At 71.8% G+C, this 16508-nt stretch carries 19 protein-coding genes; 5 read left to right on the forward strand and 14 right to left on the reverse strand.

Annotated features, from left to right (window positions below; genetic code table 11):
* Positions 1 to 14: 14 nt before the first annotated feature.
* Complete coding sequence (locus tag BXA11_RS17480; RefSeq protein WP_076435751.1) at positions 15 to 983, reverse strand: TerC family protein; 969 nt, start codon at positions 981 to 983, stop codon at positions 15 to 17.
* A 166-nt stretch (positions 984 to 1149) separates the two neighbouring features.
* The gene (locus BXA11_RS17485) at positions 1150 to 1458 is read right to left on the reverse strand and encodes a helix-turn-helix transcriptional regulator (RefSeq protein ID WP_030506618.1); all 309 of its coding nucleotides are present in this window, start codon (positions 1456 to 1458) and stop codon (positions 1150 to 1152) included.
* Between the two features lie 182 nt (positions 1459 to 1640).
* Here BXA11_RS17485 and BXA11_RS17490 point away from each other — a divergent pair, with 182 nt between their 5' ends.
* Positions 1641 to 2813 carry an aminotransferase class V-fold PLP-dependent enzyme gene (locus BXA11_RS17490; protein ID WP_239105026.1) on the forward strand — a complete coding sequence of 391 codons (1173 nt, stop codon included), beginning with the start codon at positions 1641 to 1643 and terminating at the stop codon, positions 2811 to 2813.
* A 1-nt stretch (position 2814) separates the two neighbouring features.
* Here the strand turns inward: BXA11_RS17490 and BXA11_RS17495 are convergent, their stop codons facing one another.
* The gene (locus BXA11_RS17495; RefSeq protein ID WP_083744320.1) at positions 2815 to 3777 is read right to left on the reverse strand and encodes a glutathione S-transferase family protein; all 963 of its coding nucleotides are present in this window, start codon (positions 3775 to 3777) and stop codon (positions 2815 to 2817) included.
* 170 nt (positions 3778 to 3947) lie between these two features.
* Positions 3948 to 4427 carry an SPW repeat protein gene (locus BXA11_RS17500; protein ID WP_076435753.1) on the reverse strand — a complete coding sequence of 160 codons (480 nt, stop codon included), beginning with the start codon at positions 4425 to 4427 and terminating at the stop codon, positions 3948 to 3950.
* 189 nt (positions 4428 to 4616) lie between these two features.
* Here BXA11_RS17500 and BXA11_RS17505 point away from each other — a divergent pair, with 189 nt between their 5' ends.
* Positions 4617 to 4811, forward strand: a complete 195-nt coding sequence (locus BXA11_RS17505; protein WP_030506614.1) for a CsbD family protein — start codon at positions 4617 to 4619, stop codon at positions 4809 to 4811.
* A 414-nt stretch (positions 4812 to 5225) separates the two neighbouring features.
* Here the strand turns inward: BXA11_RS17505 and BXA11_RS45375 are convergent, their stop codons facing one another.
* Positions 5226 to 5351 (reverse strand): hypothetical protein, encoded by a 126-nt coding sequence (locus tag BXA11_RS45375; protein ID WP_275409709.1) that lies wholly within the window; start codon positions 5349 to 5351, stop codon positions 5226 to 5228.
* Between the two features lie 488 nt (positions 5352 to 5839).
* On the reverse strand, positions 5840 to 6484 hold the full coding sequence (locus BXA11_RS17510) for a hypothetical protein (RefSeq protein ID WP_076435755.1): 645 nt from the start codon (positions 6482 to 6484) through the stop codon (positions 5840 to 5842).
* A gap of 177 nt (positions 6485 to 6661) precedes the next feature.
* Here BXA11_RS17510 and BXA11_RS17515 point away from each other — a divergent pair, with 177 nt between their 5' ends.
* Positions 6662 to 7246 carry a DJ-1/PfpI family protein gene (locus tag BXA11_RS17515; protein WP_076435757.1) on the forward strand — a complete coding sequence of 195 codons (585 nt, stop codon included), beginning with the start codon at positions 6662 to 6664 and terminating at the stop codon, positions 7244 to 7246.
* 69 nt (positions 7247 to 7315) lie between these two features.
* On the opposite strand, the gene BXA11_RS17520 is transcribed toward BXA11_RS17515, so the two are convergent.
* Positions 7316 to 8080, reverse strand: a complete 765-nt coding sequence (locus tag BXA11_RS17520) for an SDR family NAD(P)-dependent oxidoreductase (RefSeq protein ID WP_030506611.1) — start codon at positions 8078 to 8080, stop codon at positions 7316 to 7318.
* Between the two features lie 194 nt (positions 8081 to 8274).
* On the opposite strand from BXA11_RS17520, the gene BXA11_RS17525 reads away from it, so the two are divergent.
* Positions 8275 to 8862, forward strand: a complete 588-nt coding sequence (locus BXA11_RS17525; protein WP_076435759.1) for a TetR/AcrR family transcriptional regulator — start codon at positions 8275 to 8277, stop codon at positions 8860 to 8862.
* A 95-nt stretch (positions 8863 to 8957) separates the two neighbouring features.
* Here BXA11_RS17525 and BXA11_RS17530 read toward each other — a convergent pair whose 3' ends face one another.
* From BXA11_RS17530 to BXA11_RS17555, 6 genes are read right to left on the reverse strand one after another with little or no spacing between them, the layout of a single operon-like run.
* Positions 8958 to 9959: a M24 family metallopeptidase gene (locus BXA11_RS17530; protein WP_239105025.1), complete on the reverse strand. Its 1002-nt coding sequence runs from the start codon at positions 9957 to 9959 to the stop codon at positions 8958 to 8960.
* Entirely contained in the window at positions 9956 to 10903 is a 948-nt protein-coding gene (locus BXA11_RS17535) for an ABC transporter ATP-binding protein (RefSeq protein WP_076435761.1), read from the reverse strand. Before BXA11_RS17535 ends, BXA11_RS17530 begins: the two co-directional genes overlap by 4 nt.
* The gene (locus BXA11_RS17540) at positions 10900 to 11703 is read right to left on the reverse strand and encodes an ABC transporter ATP-binding protein (RefSeq protein WP_030506607.1); all 804 of its coding nucleotides are present in this window, start codon (positions 11701 to 11703) and stop codon (positions 10900 to 10902) included. The genes BXA11_RS17535 and BXA11_RS17540 overlap by 4 nt, the downstream gene beginning before the upstream one ends.
* Positions 11700 to 12575: an ABC transporter permease gene (locus tag BXA11_RS17545; protein WP_030506606.1), complete on the reverse strand. Its 876-nt coding sequence runs from the start codon at positions 12573 to 12575 to the stop codon at positions 11700 to 11702. The genes BXA11_RS17540 and BXA11_RS17545 overlap by 4 nt, the downstream gene beginning before the upstream one ends.
* The gene (locus BXA11_RS17550; protein ID WP_239105024.1) at positions 12572 to 13597 is read right to left on the reverse strand and encodes an ABC transporter permease; all 1026 of its coding nucleotides are present in this window, start codon (positions 13595 to 13597) and stop codon (positions 12572 to 12574) included. The genes BXA11_RS17545 and BXA11_RS17550 overlap by 4 nt, the downstream gene beginning before the upstream one ends.
* Positions 13598 to 13619: 22 nt before the next feature.
* Complete coding sequence (locus tag BXA11_RS17555) at positions 13620 to 15215, reverse strand: ABC transporter substrate-binding protein (protein ID WP_030506604.1); 1596 nt, start codon at positions 15213 to 15215, stop codon at positions 13620 to 13622.
* Positions 15216 to 15354: 139 nt separating this feature from the next.
* On the opposite strand from BXA11_RS17555, the gene BXA11_RS17560 reads away from it, so the two are divergent.
* On the forward strand, positions 15355 to 16044 hold the full coding sequence (locus tag BXA11_RS17560) for an Lrp/AsnC family transcriptional regulator (protein ID WP_239105029.1): 690 nt from the start codon (positions 15355 to 15357) through the stop codon (positions 16042 to 16044).
* A 13-nt stretch (positions 16045 to 16057) separates the two neighbouring features.
* Here BXA11_RS17560 and BXA11_RS17565 read toward each other — a convergent pair whose 3' ends face one another.
* Positions 16058 to 16408 (reverse strand): avidin-fold protein, encoded by a 351-nt coding sequence (locus BXA11_RS17565; RefSeq protein WP_030506602.1) that lies wholly within the window; start codon positions 16406 to 16408, stop codon positions 16058 to 16060.
* Between the last annotated feature and the right edge of the window lie 100 nt (positions 16409 to 16508).

The following is a 16508-nucleotide window of genomic DNA, read 5'->3' on the forward strand; positions in this document are numbered from 1 at the left end:
CGGAGGAGCACCCGCTACCGGCGATCCCGGGCGGTCAGGTTCGTCTCCGCGCGCTCCTCGCGGCGGTTCCGGTACGCGCTCGCGGCCACGGCGACCACGAGGCAGGCGCAGATGACCGCGAGCGAGAGCCATACGGGGATCTTGTACACGTCCGCCAGGAGCATCTTCGCGCCGACGAACACCAGGATCGCCGCCAGGCCGTATCGCAGGTAGCCGAACCGGTGCATGGCCCCGGCCAGCAGGAAGTACATCGCTCGCAGCCCCAGGATCGCGAACGCGTTGGAGGTGAAGACGAGGAACGGCTCGGAGGTCACGGCGAAGATCGCCGGAATCGAGTCGACGGCGAAGACGATGTCGCTGGTCTCCACCGCGACCAGGACGGCCAGCAGTGGCGTCGCGGCCCACCGGCGGCCCGTCCGCCCGTCGGCGTCCTGCCGTACGAGGAACCGCTGGCCGTGGTAGGAGTCGGTCACGGGGATGAGCCGGCGCATCGCGCGCAGCACCGGGTTGCGGTCGGGGTGCACCTCGATCGCCGAATGCCTGGCCATCTTCACGCCGGTGTAGAGCAGGAACGCCCCGAAGACGTACAGGATCCAGTGGAAGCGGTCGAGCAGGACGGCGCCCGCGCCGATGAACCCTGCGCGGAAGACCAGCGCGCCGAGCACGCCGAAGAACAGCACGCGATGCTGCAGTTCGCGGGGGACCGCGAAGAACGAGAACAGCAGCGCGATCACGAAGACGTTGTCGACGGCCAGCGACTTCTCGATGAGGTAACCGGCCAGGTACTCCCCGCCCGCCTCCGGCCCCCAGACGAGCCAGACCACGACCCCGAATCCGAGGCCCAGCGCGATCCACACGCCCGACCAGCCCAGCGCCTCGCGGACGCCCACCACGTGGGCCCGGCGATGGGCGAACAGGTCCACGGCGAGCATGGCGAGAATGACCGCCAGAACCGCGGCCCAGACCCACAGGGGCACAGACATCGTCAACCTCCTCACCGCCGCATGGGCGGGCTCGGCAGGACGACGGTCTCCCCGTGCCACCGCCAGCGGTGACCCTCGCGCCGGGACGCCCTATGTCGGCGGCCGTGATGACGACGCTGAGGAAGCCGGGTACTCCCCCTCGAACTATGGTCAAGTATTCACGAAATCAGCTTCGTGTGTCAATCGTGGCCCCGAACAGGTCGAGGAACTCGCCGATGTGCCGGTGCCGCTCGACCGGGTGGCGGAACGGGGCCAGCGGGTTGATCGTGTAGTGGTTGCGCCGGCCCACGCGCTCACGGCGCAGATAGCCCGCCGCCTCCAGGTCGGAGACGATCGCCTGGGCCGCCCGCTCGGTGATCCCGACCGCCTCGGCGACGTCCCGCAGCCGCGCGTCGGTGTCGCGCGACAGCGCGAGCAGGACGTGCGCGTGGTTGGTGAGGAACGTCCAGCCGCCCGCCGGGGAGGAGGTGCTCATACCTCATTATGCGATGGCGGATTCGCGAAACACAGGTCGGGCCACCCTCGGGGCGTCACCCGCCCGGGCGGGAGCGTGGCCGTACCGGGGCGCTGGGCGGCCCGTCGAGGAGCATCACGCACGGGGGACGGGCCAACGTACCCGACAGAATAGGGCTTTCAGCAGCTTCCGGGAGGATCCACGTGACCATCGACGTCGGACAGGTACGGGCGGACACGCCGGGATGTGAGCACGTCGTCCACCTCAACAACGCCGGTTCGTCCCTGCCGCCGCGTCAGGTGACCGGCGCCGTGGTGGATCACCTGCGGCTGGAGGAACGCATCGGCGGCTACGAGGCGGCCGCCGCCGCCCTCGACCGGTCGGAGCGGACCTACGACGCGCTGGCCGGGCTCGTCGGCGCGGACCGCGACGAGATCGCCCTCGTCGAGAGCGCCACCCGCGCCTGGGACATGGCCTTCTACTCCCTGCCGTGGAAGCCGGGCGACCGCATCCTCACCTCGCGCGCCGAGTACGCCAGCAACGCGATCGCCTTCCTGCAGACCGCCCGGCGGCACGACGTGCGGGTCGAGGTGGTTCCCGACGACGAGACCGGCGCCCTGTCCGTCGAGGCGCTGCGGGACATGCTCGACGAGCGGGTCAAGCTGATCGCCGTCACCCACGTGCCGACCCAGGGCGGCCTGGTCAACCCGGCGGCAGAGATCGGCGCCGTGGCGCGGGAGGCCGGGGTGACGTTCCTGCTGGACGCCTGCCAGTCGATCGGGCAGTTGCGGGTCGACGTGCGCGAGATCGGCTGCGACCTGTTGTCGGCGACCGGCCGCAAGTTCCTGCGCGGGCCGCGTGGCACCGGGTTCCTGTACTGCTCGCGGCGGCTGCTCGACCGTCTGGAGCCCCCTTTCCTCGACCTGCACGCCGCCACCTGGACCTCCGCCGGCTCCTACGAGGTGCGCGGCGACGCTCGGCGCTTCGAGAACTGGGAGGGCTACGTGGCCGGCAAGATCGGTCTCGGCGTGGCGGCCGGCTACGCGCTGAGCCTCGGTCTCGACGCCATCGAGGAGCGGGTGACCGGCCTCGCCGAGACGCTGCGCGGGCGGCTGGCCGCGATCCCCGGGGTCACCGTGCACGATCGGGGCGGGCGGCGGTGCGGCATCGTGACGTTCACCGTGGACGGGCACGACAGCGGGGACGTGGCCGCCCGGCTGTCGGCCGCGAAGATCAACGTCTCGGTGTCGGCCGCATCCTCCGCCCGGTGGGACTTCGAGGCCCGCGCGCTGCCCTCGCTCGTGCGGTCCTCGGTGCACTACTACAACACCGAGGAGGAGCTGGACCGGCTGTGCGAGGCGCTGCCCTCCGCCTGAGCTACGAACTCCAGTCGACGACCGGCCCCGCGGGCACGATCCGCAGCGGGTTGATCTTCGGGTGGGTGCCGTAGTAGTGCCGCTTGATGTGGTCGAAGTTCGTCGTGCCGCCGAAGGCCGGGTTCGCGTAGAGGTCTCGGGCATAGCGCCAGAGGTTGGAGTAGTCGGCGAGGCGGCGGATGTTCGCCTTGAAGTGGGTCACGTAGACGGTGTCGAACCGGGCCAGCGTGACCCACAGACGGACGTCGGCCTCGGTGAGCCGGTCGCCGAACAGGTAGCGGCCGCCGGCCAGGCGCTCGTCGAGCTCGTCGAGCGCCGCGAACAGCGCCGTCACGGCCGCGTCGTACGCCTCCTGGCTCTCGGCGAAGCCGCACTTGTACACGCCGTTGTTGACGTCGGCGTAGACGCGATCGTTGAGCGCGTCGATGTCGCCCCTGAGGTCCTCCGGGTAGAGGTCGATCCCCGGCCTGGCCCACCGCGCGAACGCCCGGCCGAGGTCGAGGCTGATGTCGGGGAAGTTGTTGCTGACGATCCGGCGGGCGCGCCGGTCCCACAGCACGGGCACCGACACGTGGCCGTCGTAGCCGGGCTCGGTCGCCTCGTACGCCTCCCGCAGCAGCGTGAATCCGTTGAGCTCGTCGGGCCCGTGGCCCGGGCCCTCGCGGAACGCCCAGCCGCGCCCGTCGCGCACGGGATCGACCACGGACATCGGCACGACGTCCTCCAGGCCGAGGAGCGCACGGACGATGACCGAGCGGTGGGCCCACGGACAGGCCAGCGACACGTACAGGTGATACCGCCCGGGCTCGGCGGGATACGCACCGCTCCCGTCGGCCGTCACGCGGTCGCGGAACCGGTACAGGGGCCGCTCGAACGACCCGTCCGGCCGGGTCGCCGCCTTGATCGCGTAGTCGCCGTAGGCCGCGAAGTCCACCGGACTCGCGACGGGGGCCGTTGTCGTCACGCCGCCACCGTCCTCTCGTCTCCCGACGAGACGAGACTAACGGGAGCCGGTGACACGTCGGCAATGGCGTCGGCCGCGCCGATGCGCCGACTCCGGGACGGCGGTGCCGCGCCTGCGCGCCGAGTGGCCGACGCGGGGCGGGGCGCCGCCCGCCGGAGGCCGGGGTCCGGTCAGTGGGCCGGTCCCATGTGCGCCGGTCCCGTCGTGCGGAAGCCGCCGCCGGGCCGCCCGCGCTCCATCATGCCGAACCGCATGGTCGCCAGGCCGAAGAGCAGGATGAGTGCGCCGACGACCACGTTGCTGATGATCGTCGCGGTCGTCGCCATGCCGCCGCGGATCACCCAAGGGGCGATGATGGTCCAGATACCGAGCAGCGGAGCGACCCAGGAGATTCCGTAGGTGCGCCCGAACGCCGAGCTGTAACCCATCGCCAGGAGCGCCACGGCGAGGCCCGTGATCAGGTTGTTCACGGCAAGCGGAGTCCGCGTGCCGCTGAACCCGACGATCCACGGCGAGAGCGCTAGATACAGGCCGCTCAGGAGCGTGAGACCGTCGGCGAGCTGCGCGGCCGGATTCGCCGCGGCGGCCTCGTAACGAGCCCGCATCTGCATGATGTCGGGATGCGTCCCGATATCGGCACCGTGTGTCATACGTCACACCACCCTTCAGGTGTGTGCTGTAGTCCTTATTCCTAGCGTACGCCCGATTCGTCACTTTTTCCCGTTTTGGTGGGATTGTGTTTGCGGGGTGTGAGCGGCGACACGCCGAGCGGCGTTTAGCCCCTTCACCTGGGGAAAGAGGGTGTTCGTCAGCTTCTGGGAACTGAGAGGAGCGTCCGGATGAGCACGGAGGACAAGTTCCGAAACAAGTCGGAAGAGGTCGCCGGCAAGGCCAAGGAGGGGCTCGGCAAGGTCACCGACGACGAGAGCCTTGAGGCCGAGGGCCGGGCCGACCAGTCCAAGAGCCACATGAAGCAGGCCGGCGAGAAGGTCAAGGACGCCGCAGGCAAGGTGAAGGACGCCTTCAAGGACTGACCCGCGCGAGGGCGGCGATCCCGCGGGAGGCGACAGGCTGCCAGGAGCCCGGACGAAGGGGCCGGTGGCCGTCGCCGGGGGACGAGGGGACGCCGAGCCGGGACCATCTCCCGGCGCTCCCGTCCCCGCTTGATGGTGTGGAGAGCGGCCGGCTCCCTGAGGGGGCCGGCTTCCGCATTCACCGGGCTGTTCACCCGGTACGACAGGTCAGTGGGACGACAGGTCGGCGGAGGCGCGATAGCGGAGGGGCTCCACGTGAGCGGAGCCGGACGGTTCGCGGGGAGCGCGACAGTGGTCGGCAGTGTGCCCGGCAGTGTGCCGGGTGTGCCGCCTGATGCGACAGTCGTCGTCCCGGGGAGAACCGGTGCTTCCGGGCCGGCGGCGCCGGCCCGCGACGGTGATGACGCCCGCCGGTCAGGCCGCGTGTGGCAGCGAGACGCGGAAGGTCGACGTCACAAGAGCCTGAAAGAGACGCACGAGCAGCGCCTCCAGGACCATGATGGCCGCCCGGGAGAGGACGGCGGCAAGGAACTCGGACACTTAACACCTCGGTAGGACAAATCGGCTTCTAGGGAAGAGTGACGCATGAACCTCCCGAAACGGCGTAGTTAAGGTTACCGTTCGGTGAACGGCCGATGGCCGTTGCGGATACACGTCCTGATCATGCGTCCCCTGCCGTTGCCCCCGATCACGAGTCCTCGATCACGAGTCCCCGGGCGCGATTCGCCCCCGCGCGGCCCTGAGCGTGCCCCAGACCACGCGGGCTCACGCGCCGGCCCTGTCGGCCTCGACCGTGTCAGCCTGTGTGGGCCCGTGTCGAGCCGTGCCGGACGCCGCGCATCTGCCGGCACCGCTCGTCCGCCGGATGCCCCGTATGTCCCGGCGCACCCCGAACGCGCGCCCCGAACACCCCTCGAACGCGCGCCTCGAACGCCCTCTGAACGCGCCCCGATCGATCGCCGAACCGTACGCCGATCTGTACGCCGATCGCGCGGTGCCGCCGGCGCGGACCGCGCGAGCGCCCCGCGTTACTTGGCGCCGGCCCTGGTGCGCCGGGCGGTGGTGGCGGGAGTCTTCGCCTCGCCCTTGGCCGTGGTGCTCCTCCTCCCGGCCGCCCGCCCCGCCGGCGTCGCCGGCTCCGGCATGCCGGCACCGGTGGCGGCCGTCCCCGGCGTGGGCGTGGTCGTCCCGCGGGTCTCCTTCTGGGGGCCGCCGAACGGGGACCAGCGCTGCTCGCGACCCCTGGCGCGCTGCGCGATCAAGGTTCCCGCGCCGATCGCCGCCGCCACCGGCCACTCCAGGATGCCGAGCGCGGCCAGCGCGCCGAGACCGCCGTAGTACATGATTCGCTCGGGCGGCGGGAGGAACGTGCGGGCGACGTCCATGGCGTGCCCGACGTCGCGGCCGCTGATGTGCGGCATGCCGACGTGCGGCAGGTGCATTTCGGGCGCCCGCAGCTGGACGCGCAGGAACGGCAGGTTCAGGTCCAGCTGGGGCCGGTGCTCCTCCTTCATCTCCATTCCCGGGCCGGTGCGCGGAGCCGGGGTGGGCGTGGGTGTGGGCGTCGTCCGGGCGCGGGTCGCCCGGCCCCGGGCGGTCGTCGTGCCGGTCGTGGCCGTGCCGGCAGTCGTGCCTGCCGTGGTCGTTTCCGGCGTCGCCTCGGTCGTGGTCATGGATCCTCCCCGATGACGTGTCCCCGACGCGGATCTCTGCCCGACCCGCGAGAGCTTCGGGAAAATGACCTTTCCATCCTCTATCGAGCCTCCTGTGGTTGCTGGTGCTGATAGCGACTATTTGCCCACTCTTGCCGGTGCTTTCGTCTCCGGAGGCCCCTGGGCGAGGATGGGGGCATGACACGGATCGGGATCTTGCTGTTCGACCAGGTGGAGGAACTGGACGCGGTGGGCCCCTGGGAGGTCTTCGGCGTGTGGGCGAAACTGTGCCCGGACGAGGCGGAGGTCGTCGCGTTCGCGCCCCGGGCGGGAGCCGTACGGGCGTCCAAGGGGCTGACGCTGCACGCCGAGATGTCGGCGGCCGACGTCGGCCACCTGGACGTCTTCCTGCACCCGGGTGGGGCGGGGACCCGCCCCCAGCTGAAGGACCCGGACCACCTCGCCTGGGTGCGGGACCTGCGCGGACGCGTGCCCCTGATGACCAGCGTCTGCACCGGGTCGCTCGTCTTCGCAGCGGCCGGGCTTCTGGCGGGCCGCCCCGCGACCACGCACTGGGGCGCCCTCGACCTGCTCGCCGAGCTCGACCCGACCATCGAGGTGCGGCGCGCGGAGCGCTTCGTCGACGACGGCGACGTCGTCACCTCGTCGGGGGTGTCGGCGGGCATCGACATGGCGCTCCACCTGGTGGCACGGCTCGCGGGGGCCGGGCGGGCCCGCGATGTGCGCCGGCACATGCAGTACGACCCCGAGCCCCCCGTGTGAGCCGCCGGCATGGAATGCCACTGAAGAAGGCCGCTCGGACACCAGAGGCGCGGGCCGGCGGCCCGCCTGTCACCAGGTCTGCTCGCCGGCGCGCACGAGGATCTCGTTGACCGCGACTCGACGGTCCCGGGTGACGATGTAGGAGACGGCGTCGGCGATGTCGTCCGGACGCAGCAACTCCATGGTCGCGATCTGGCGCTCCACGGCCTGCCGCACGCCGTCGCGGAGGTGCGAGCTCAGCTCGGTGTCCACCGTGCCGGGCTCCACCGCGCTCACCCGGAGGCCCTTCAGCAGGACCTCCTGCCGGAGGGCTTCGGTGAACCCGTTGACGCCGAACTTCGTCAGGTTGTAGACGGCCATGCCGGGCCGGGCGACCCGGCCTCCCGTGGAACTGATGTTGACCAGGTCCGCCACCTTTCGCGGGGAGTCCTCTGCGGCGCGGAGGAGGTGCGGCAGGGCGGCATGGGTGACGTACAGCAGGCCCTGGACATTGACCGCGAGCATGTGATCCCACTCCTCGAGCGGGGATTCCGCGGCCTGTCCCATGCCCATGAAACCGGCGTTGTTGACGAGCGTGTCCAGGCGGCCGAGCTCGGTCACCACGCTTTCCACCGCCGCCGCGGCCTGCCGCCGGTCGGTGAGGTCGGCCTCCACGACGAGGGCGGTGCCGCCGTCGGCCCGGACCTTGTCCGCGAGATCCTCCAGTCTGCCGCGTCGCCGTCCGAGGACGGCGACGGCCGCGCCCTCCGCGGCGAGGCGTCGGGCGGTCGCCTCGCCGATGCCGCTGCCGGCGCCGGTCACCAGCGCCACCGTGTTCCGCAGTCGTCCGGTCATGTCGTCTTCCTCCAGATGTCGCAGTCGATTTCTTCGCGGGGGTGTGAAGCGGCACATGCCGTCCGCCGGCGACGGCCGAGTACGGCCGCTCGCGGAGAGGCCCGTGGCCGCGATAGCCTCTTATCCGGAACCGGTTCCGCTTGAACCATAACCGGAACCGGTTCCGCTTTCAAGCGCCAGGGAAGGGACTGGGAGTGGCCGACAACGGCAAGGGCGACGCCGCGCGGCGGCACAGGCCGCTGCGAGCCGACGCGCAGCGCAACGAGGACCGTCTGCTCAAGGCCGCGGCGGCCGTCTTCGCCCGCGATGGAGCCGACGCCTCGGTCAAGGACGTCGCCCGTGAGGCCGGCGTGGGTGTCGGGACGCTCTACCGCCGGTTCCCGTCCAAGGAACTGCTGATCGAGGCGATGTACCGGCAGGAAGTGCGGCTCCTGTGCGAGGCGGCGCCCGAGCTCGTGGCCATGCTGCCCCCGGTGGACGCGCTACGGACGTGGATGGAGCGCTTCATCGACTTCATGGCCGCCAAGCACGGCATGGCCGGCGCCCTCCGCGTGGTGCTGACCGACGACAGCGAGCGGCTGCAGACCCGCGCCGACCTCGCCGAAGCAGTGGATCGCCTTCTCGCTGCCGGGAGGAGGCACGAGGTCATGCGGGAACAGGTGAGGCCCCAGGACCTCCTGATGGCGCTCGGCGGCATCAGCTACATGGCGGGCACCGAGCAGGAACCCGGCCTTGCCGCACGGCTTATCGACCTGCTCCTGCACGGCATCGTGACGAGCTGAACGGCGCCTGGCCCGCGGCGTCGGCGGCACCACCGTGATCGGGGCCCTGGCCGGTGCCGATTCGGCGCGCGGTGCCAGGGAGTGTCCGGCACGACCTAATGGTCGAGGACGTGCAGCGCGCGGGAGCCGGCGCTGAGCAGCTCCGGCCCGTCCTCGCCGCACACGACCACGTCGGCCACCCGGGCGCCGAAGAGGTCGGGCAGGTAGATGGCGGGCTCCAGGCAGACGGTCATCCCGGCCTCGAACCTCTCGCCGGCCGCCAGCCAGGGCCCCTCCGCCAGGCTCAGTCCGATGCCCCGGCCGGCGCGGGCGGCGGCGTAGGCGCCGTAGCCGCTGCCGTCGATGACCTCGCGGACGGTCGTCGCGGCCTCGGCGCACGCCACCCCGGGGCGTACGAGGTCGACGGCGGCCTGCTGCGCGGCGAGGACGACCGAGTACATGGCGTCGAAGTCCTCCGGCGGCTCGGCGACCGCGAAGACCCGGGCGACCTCGGCGCAGTAGCTGTTCCAGCGCCCGCCGACCGAGACGAGCAGCGCGTCGCCGGGGTTGATCACCCGCTCGCACGGCTGGTGCCGCGCGTCGGCGGAGTGCTCGCCCGCCGCGACGAGCACGGAGGACGCCCCTTCGCAGCCCGTCTCGGCGAGCATGGCCCGCAGCCTGCGGGCCATCGCCAGCTCGGTGGCGCCGAACCAGGCCAACTCGCGGGCGGCGAGCAGCACGGCGTCGGCCGCCGCGGCGGAGTGGCGCATCGCGGCCACCTCGTCGGCCCGCTTACGCAGGCGGAGCGGCGCGAGCACGGACGAGGCCAGCACGAGCTCCGCGTCGAGGCGCAGCGCGAACAGCTCGGCGGCGTGCATCTGCGGGTCCACCGCCACGCGCCGGGCCGTCGGCGGCACGAGGGCCGCCGCCTGCGCGAGGTCGCCGGCCTGGGCGGGCGGCCCGTCGAGCGCCACCACGAGATAGCTCTCGCCGCCCGCGCCCTTCGGCGAGGCCGCGCGCAGGTACCGGAAGTCCGGGGAGGGCCGCAGCACGAGGGCGTCGACCCCCGCCCCGGTCATCCCCGCGCGTACGTCCTCCAGCATGAGCGGGTCGATCATGACAGGGAGGACGGCTCCGGCGCGTGCAGCCAGCAGGCCACCGGCCCGAAGTCCGGTTCCTTCTCCCGGCACACGTCCATGACGAACGGGCAGCGGGGGTGGAACCGGCAGCCCGCCGGGGGATCGGCGGGGTCGGGCACGTCCCCGGGCAACTCGGCGGGCAGCACGCCGGCGCCGTCGGGGGAGGGGATCGCGGCGAGCAGCGCCCGCGTGTACGGGTGCCGGGGGTCGGCCCACACCTCGGCGGTCGGCCCGGTCTCCACCACCTTGCCGAGGTACATGACCGCGATCCGGTCGGCGATCAGCCGTACGACGGACAGGTCGTGGCTGATGAACAGCAGGCCCGCGCCGGACTCCACGGCGAGGTCGCGCATCAGCCGGGCCACCTGCGCCTGGGCGGAGGCGTCCAGCGCCGAGATCGGCTCGTCCCCGATCAGCAGCGACGGCCGGGCGGCGAGCGCCCGCGCGATCGCGACGCGCTGCCGCTGCCCGCCGGAGAACTCGTGCGGGTATCGGCCGGCGAACGCGCGCGGCAACCCGACCCGTTCGAGCAGGTCGGCGGGGCTGGTCGCGGTGTCGCCCGCGGTCCGCAGCCCGTCGGCGATCTGCGCGCCCACGCGGCGGCGCGGGTTCAGCGAGGAGTACGGGTCCTGGAACACCATCTGTACGCCGGTGAGCGCGGGGTCCCTGCGGCGCAGCCCGAGGGGCGTCACCGGCCGCCCGCCGACGTGGATCCGTCCCGAGGCCGCGCCGTGCAGCCCGCACACCGCCCGGGCCAAGGTGGACTTGCCGCATCCCGACTCGCCGACCAGGCCGACGACCTCGCCGGCGGCGACGTGCAGGCTGGCCCCGGCCACCGCTCTCACGACCGGGCGGCCCGGCGTGCGGTGCTCCACGACCAGGTCCTCCACGGACAACAGGGGCCCTGTCTGCGGCACGGTCATGGCGAGTTCTCCCCAGGAGGCACGGGCAGGGCGTCGAGCAGCGAGCGGGTATAGGGATGGCGCGGCTCGCGCAGCACCCGGCCGCGCGGGCCGGTCTCCACGACCAGCCCGTCCTTCATCACGCTCACCTCGTCGGCGACCGCCGACATCACGCCGAGGTCGTGGGTGACGAGGAGGACGGCGAGGCCGAGGTCGTCGCACAGGCCGCGCAGCAGGCGGAGGATCCCGGCCTGCACGGTGACGTCGAGCGCGGTCGTCGGCTCGTCGGCGATGAGCACCTCGGGCTCGCAGGCCAGCGCGACGGCGATGGCGATCCGCTGCCGCATGCCGCCGGAGAACTGGTGCGGGTAGCGCTTCAGCGCCTCCTCGGGGCCCGGGATGCGCACCTTGGCGAGCAGGGCGGCGGCCCGCTCCCGCGCGTCCTTCCTGCCGATGCCCAGGTGGTGGCGCATGTGCTCGGTGAGCTGCCGCTCCACCGTCAGCATCGGGTGCAGGCTGGTCGCCGGGTCCTGGAAGACCATGGCGATCTTCGCGCCGCGCACCTCGTTGAGCTCGCGGGCGGGCATCTCCAGCAGGTCACGGCCGCCGAAGGCGATCCGTCCCGACGCGCGGGAGCCGTGGGGGAGCAGGCCGAGCACGGCGAGACCGGTCATGGTCTTGCCCGAGCCGCTCTCGCCGGCGAGGCCGTGCACGCGGCCCGCCTCCAGGGTCAGGTCGACGCCGTGCAGGACGTCGTGGCCGCCGATCGACACCCGCAGCCCTTCGATCGTCAGCGCCGCCGTCTTCTGTGCGGCCGTCACAGCGCACGCTCCTTGATCGCCTGGGCGGTACGCGGGTCGAGCGCGTCGCGCAGCGTGTCGCCGAGGAAGTTGAACGCGAGGACGACCGTCAGGATCGCGAGCCCGGGGAACGTCGCGACCCACCAGCTGTCGAAGACCTCCACGCCTCCGGCGACCATCGCGCCCCACTCGGGCGACGGCGGCTTGGCGCCGAGCCCGAGGAACGACAGGCCCGACAGCAGCAGCAGCGCGGTGCCGATGTCGAGGGTGGCGAGCACCAGGACCGGCCCGGTGACGTTCGGCAGCACGTCCACGCGCAGCGACCGCCAGGCGGAGAAGCCCAGCAGCCGGCCGCTCAGCACGAACTCCCGCTCCCGCACACCGAGCACGAGGCCGCGGGTCACCCGCGCGTACGCCGGCCAGGCGACGACGAGCACGGCGAGCACCGCGTTGCCGAGGCTCGCGCCGAGGGCGGCGGCGACGACCATCGCGAGGATGACGGTGGGGAAGGCGAACACGAGGTCGGCCAGGCGCATGATCGTCTCGTCCACCCACCGGCCGAAGTAGCCCGCGCAGGCGCCGAGCAGGCCGCCGATCACCACCGACAGCGCCACGAGCAGCAGCGTCAGCGGGATGGACACCCGCGCGCCGTACATGATCCGGCTGAGGATGTCGCGGCCGAGCTGGTCGGTGCCGAGCCAGTGGCCGGGGCCGGGCGGCGCGAGCCTGGGCAGCTCCTGCGCCAGCGGGTCGTGCGGCGCGAGCAGCGGCGCGGCCAGCGCGACCACGATCCAGGCCAGCGCGACGACGGTGCCGACGACCGCCAGCGGCCGCCGCCACGCCTGCGGGAGCCGGCTCCCGCGGCGGCGCGCGAACAGGCCGGCGCGCTTCACGAGACCCTCACTCTCGGGTCGATGACGCCGTACAGCACGTCGACGACCAGGTTGATGACGAGGTAGACCACGCCCACCACGAGGCCGACGCCCATGACGGCGGGCAGGTCGAGGGTGGTGGCGCTCTTGTAGGCGTACTGGCCGACCCCGGGCCAGGCGAAGACGGCCTCCACCAGCACGGTGCCGGACAGCAGGCTGCCGAACGCCAGGCCGGCGACGGTGATGACGGGCACCAGCGCCGGGCGCAGGACATACCGGAACAGCACCACGCGGCCGGGCAGGCCCTTGGCGCGGGCGGCGCGCACGTAGTCCTGCCCGAGCACTTCGAGGACCGCCGAGCGGGTGAACCGCGTCAGCAGGCCGATCGTGTAGAGGGCCAGCACGAGCGCCGGCGCGGCCAGGTGGCCGATGGCCGAGGAGAACACGTCCCAGCGTCCCGACAGCAGGGCGTCGACCGTGTAGAGGCCCGTGACCTGCGGCGGCGGGGTCATCCCTGGGTCGATGCGGCCGCTGCCCGGGGTGACCTGCAACCGGAAGAAGAACACGTAGAACGCCACAAGCGCGAGCCAGAACGTCGGCACCGAGATGCCGATCAGGCTGAGCACCCGCAGCACGTGATCGGAGAGCCGGTCGCGGCGCAGCGCCGCGACCACGCCGAATCCGACGCCGAGGATCAGCGAGACGAGGATCGCGGCCCCGGCCAGCTCCAGCGTGGCCGGCACGGACTCGGCGAGGTCGTCCAGCACCGGGCGGTGGCTCTGCTGGCTCGTCCCGAGGTCGCCGTGCAGCAGCCCTTCGAGGTGCATGAGGTATTGCTGCGGCAGCGGCCGGTCGAGGCCGTGGTCGGCGCGCCACTGGGCCACGATCGCCGGGTCGCCGACCGCCCGCTGACCGAGGTTGGCCGCCACCGGGTCGCCCGGCACCAGGTTGGTCAGCACGAAGGTGATCAGCGTGATCCCGACCGCCAGCAGCAGAGCCGTGAGGATGCGCCGCACCAGGAACCGGGCGAGCGGACTGCGCACCGCCCGGTTCCCCGTACGGCGTCTACTTGGCGCCGAGGTCGGCGACATTGATCGTCCACACGGGGTGGTACTCCACACCGGTGACGGACGCCGCCGTCACGATGTTCTGGCCGGGCTGGATCAGCGGCATGAACGGGCCGGTCGCGTTGAGCTTCTGCTGGAAGTCGGTGTACGCCTGCTTGCGGTCGTCGTCGGTCACCGCGGCGCCGGCCTTGTCGGCCGCGGACTCGACGTCCTTGTCCGCGCCCGCCTTCCATCCGGCCCGCAGGCCGACCAGCTTGCCCGGGGCGAACGACAGGTAGTTGCTGGGGTCGGGGAAGTCGGGGCCCCAGTACCACAGGCCCAGCTCCTCCTTGCCGTTGCGGTAGTTGTCCAGCGCGGTGGTGACCGGGGCGGGGGCCAGCTCGACCGTGATGCCGACCTCCTTGAGGTTGGCCTGGATGCGCTCGGCCAGCGGCTGGAAGGACAGGCCGTTCACGGTCAGCTCGCTGGGGTACTCCAGCTTGACCGTGGGGTCGGTCACGCCGCTCGCCGCGAGCGCCGCCTTGGCGCCTTCGACGTCGCGCGTGGCCGCCTGGTCGGCAGGGAGCGCGCCGAGGAACATCGACGGGATGATGCCCGACGCCTGGGTCGAGCCCTCACCGGCCAGCTCCAGCAGCCCCGGGTAGTCGATGCCCTTGCGCACCGCCTCGACGAACTTGGGGTTCGAGGTGACCTTGCTGACGCCCGAGTCCTGGTTGGCGAGCAGGAAGAACACGTACGCCGAGGTGGTCCGCTTGACCTGCAGCCCGCCGGAGATGCCGGCCACCTGGTCGCCGGACAGGTTCAGCGCCACCTGACTGTCGCCGCGCTGCACGTTGAGCTTCTGCGTGGCCGACTCGACGTTGCGGATGACCACCTTGTCGTAGTACGGCTTCTTCGCGCCCCAGTACTGCGCGTTCGCCTTCAGCACGACCTGGCTGCTCACGTTGAACGACTCGATCGTGTACGGCCCCGAGCCGGCCGAAGCGGAGTTGAGGTACTGCTCGGCCTTGTCGCTCGGGTCGTTCGTCGCGCCGTGCTCCTTGGCCGCCTTGGAGTTGAGGATGCCGAGGGCCGGGTTGGGCAGGATGTACGGAAGCGCCGGGTTGGAGGTCTTCGACGTCAGCGTGATGGTCGTGTCATCGGTCTTTGCGATCTCCACGCCGTCGAGCAGGAACGACGGCGTGCCCTTCATGTCGCGCACGCGGGTGAGCGAGAACACCACGTCGTCGGCCGTCACCGGGGAGCCGTCGGCGAACTTCGCGCCCTGCCGCAGCTTGAGCGTGAGCTCCTTGCCGTCGGGCGACAGTTCGTACGACTCGGCGAGCGACGGCACCGGCTTGGTGACGTCGGAGCCTTCGAACGTGAGAAGCGTGTCGTAGGTCGCCTTGTCGACGATCAGGCCGGTCGGCTCGTACGTCCGCCCCGGGTCCGCCGTCTTGAGGTCGAACGAGGTGTCGATCACGAGCGTCTTGCCCGCGGCGCCGCTCTGGGTGCTGCTGGACGAGCCGCCGCCGGAGCAGGCCGCGAGGGCGAGGGCGCCGGTGAGCGCAACCGGCAGCAGGCCGGCCCTCACCTGCCACGAACGGGTCGTCATTATGTGTCCTCCGAAAACAGGCCAACTCTTGGCCGTATGGACGTTTGGTCGCCGATCGTCCAGGATTGTCCGGCAGAAAGTCCAGCTCGTGCGGCCAAGCCGAGACGTATCTCCCACGGAGGATCGACCAGTGACCGAAATGTCAAGCAACTCGGGGTCCGGGGGCGGCGCCACTGGACGGATCGGCATCGGCCTGGAGCTGGACGCCACCCATCTGAAGATCCTCGAGGTGCTCAGGGAGAACGGGCGGATCTCGGTGTCCGCCCTCGCCGAGCGGGTGGGCATCTCCCGGGCCAACGCCTACACGAGGTTCGAGGCCCTGCGCGCCGACGGCGTGATCAAGCGCTTCACGGCCGAGATCGACCACCAGCGGGCCGGTCTCGGCATCGTCGCGCTGATCTTCGTGACCGTGCGGCAGCAGATGTGGCGGCAGTTCCGCGCCCAGCTCGCGCAGATGCCGGAGGTGGAGTACTGCGCCATCACGACCGGGCAGCACGACGCCATGATCCAGGTGCGGATGGCCGACGTGGCCGAGGTGCACGCGATGGTCACGGAACGGCTCGCCAACATCCCGGCCGTCAAGGCCACCGAGACCGTGTTCATCCTCGACGAGGTGCTCAGGCGGCCGTACGTGCTGCCGGGCGATCGGGAGCGGGACCGGGGCCGCGGCGCCTCGCGGCGGCCCGCGCCCTCGGTCTCGCCCGAGCCCGAACAGGGACAGGCGCAGGGGCAGGGGCAGGGGCAGGGGCAGGGGCAGGGGCTGCCGCTCGGCAAGATGCGCTTCGTCGGCGCGGCCGAGGGCCGCGCCGCGCTGCGTGACGCGACCTAGCCGGAGGGGACGGTCAGGGGACCACTTCGGCGCAGACGCTGACGTGGGTGGCGTCGTCGCCCTCGAACTGGAACTCCTCCACCAGGCGCAGCCGGCCGTCCTCGGCCGTCTCGATGCGGCTGGTGCTGCGGCCGCTCGCGCGCTCGCCGGTCTTCAGCAGGTGGACGTAGGACAGCTCGATGCGGTCGGTGTCCCGCGTGCCGACGAACCGGCCGTGGACCACGGTGTCGCCCGTGTAGTGCCCCCAGATGACGCCGCCCGACTCCTCGTAGGCGAACTCGGTCGGCGCGTCGGCGTCGACCGCGCTGGCCGTGGAGCTGATCATGACGAAGCGGCGGCCGTTGAGCAGGTCTGTGTCGTTCACGAGTCCGCATCGTGCCGAACCGAACGAGATTCGCAACCCGCTCTGGACGTTCCGCTCACCGGACCCCGGCCGGGCCGGTGATCCGTCCAGCCCACCCGCC

This window comes from Microbispora rosea (assembly GCF_900156315.1).
Classification (GTDB): Bacteria; Actinomycetota; Actinomycetes; order Streptosporangiales; family Streptosporangiaceae; genus Microbispora; species Microbispora rosea.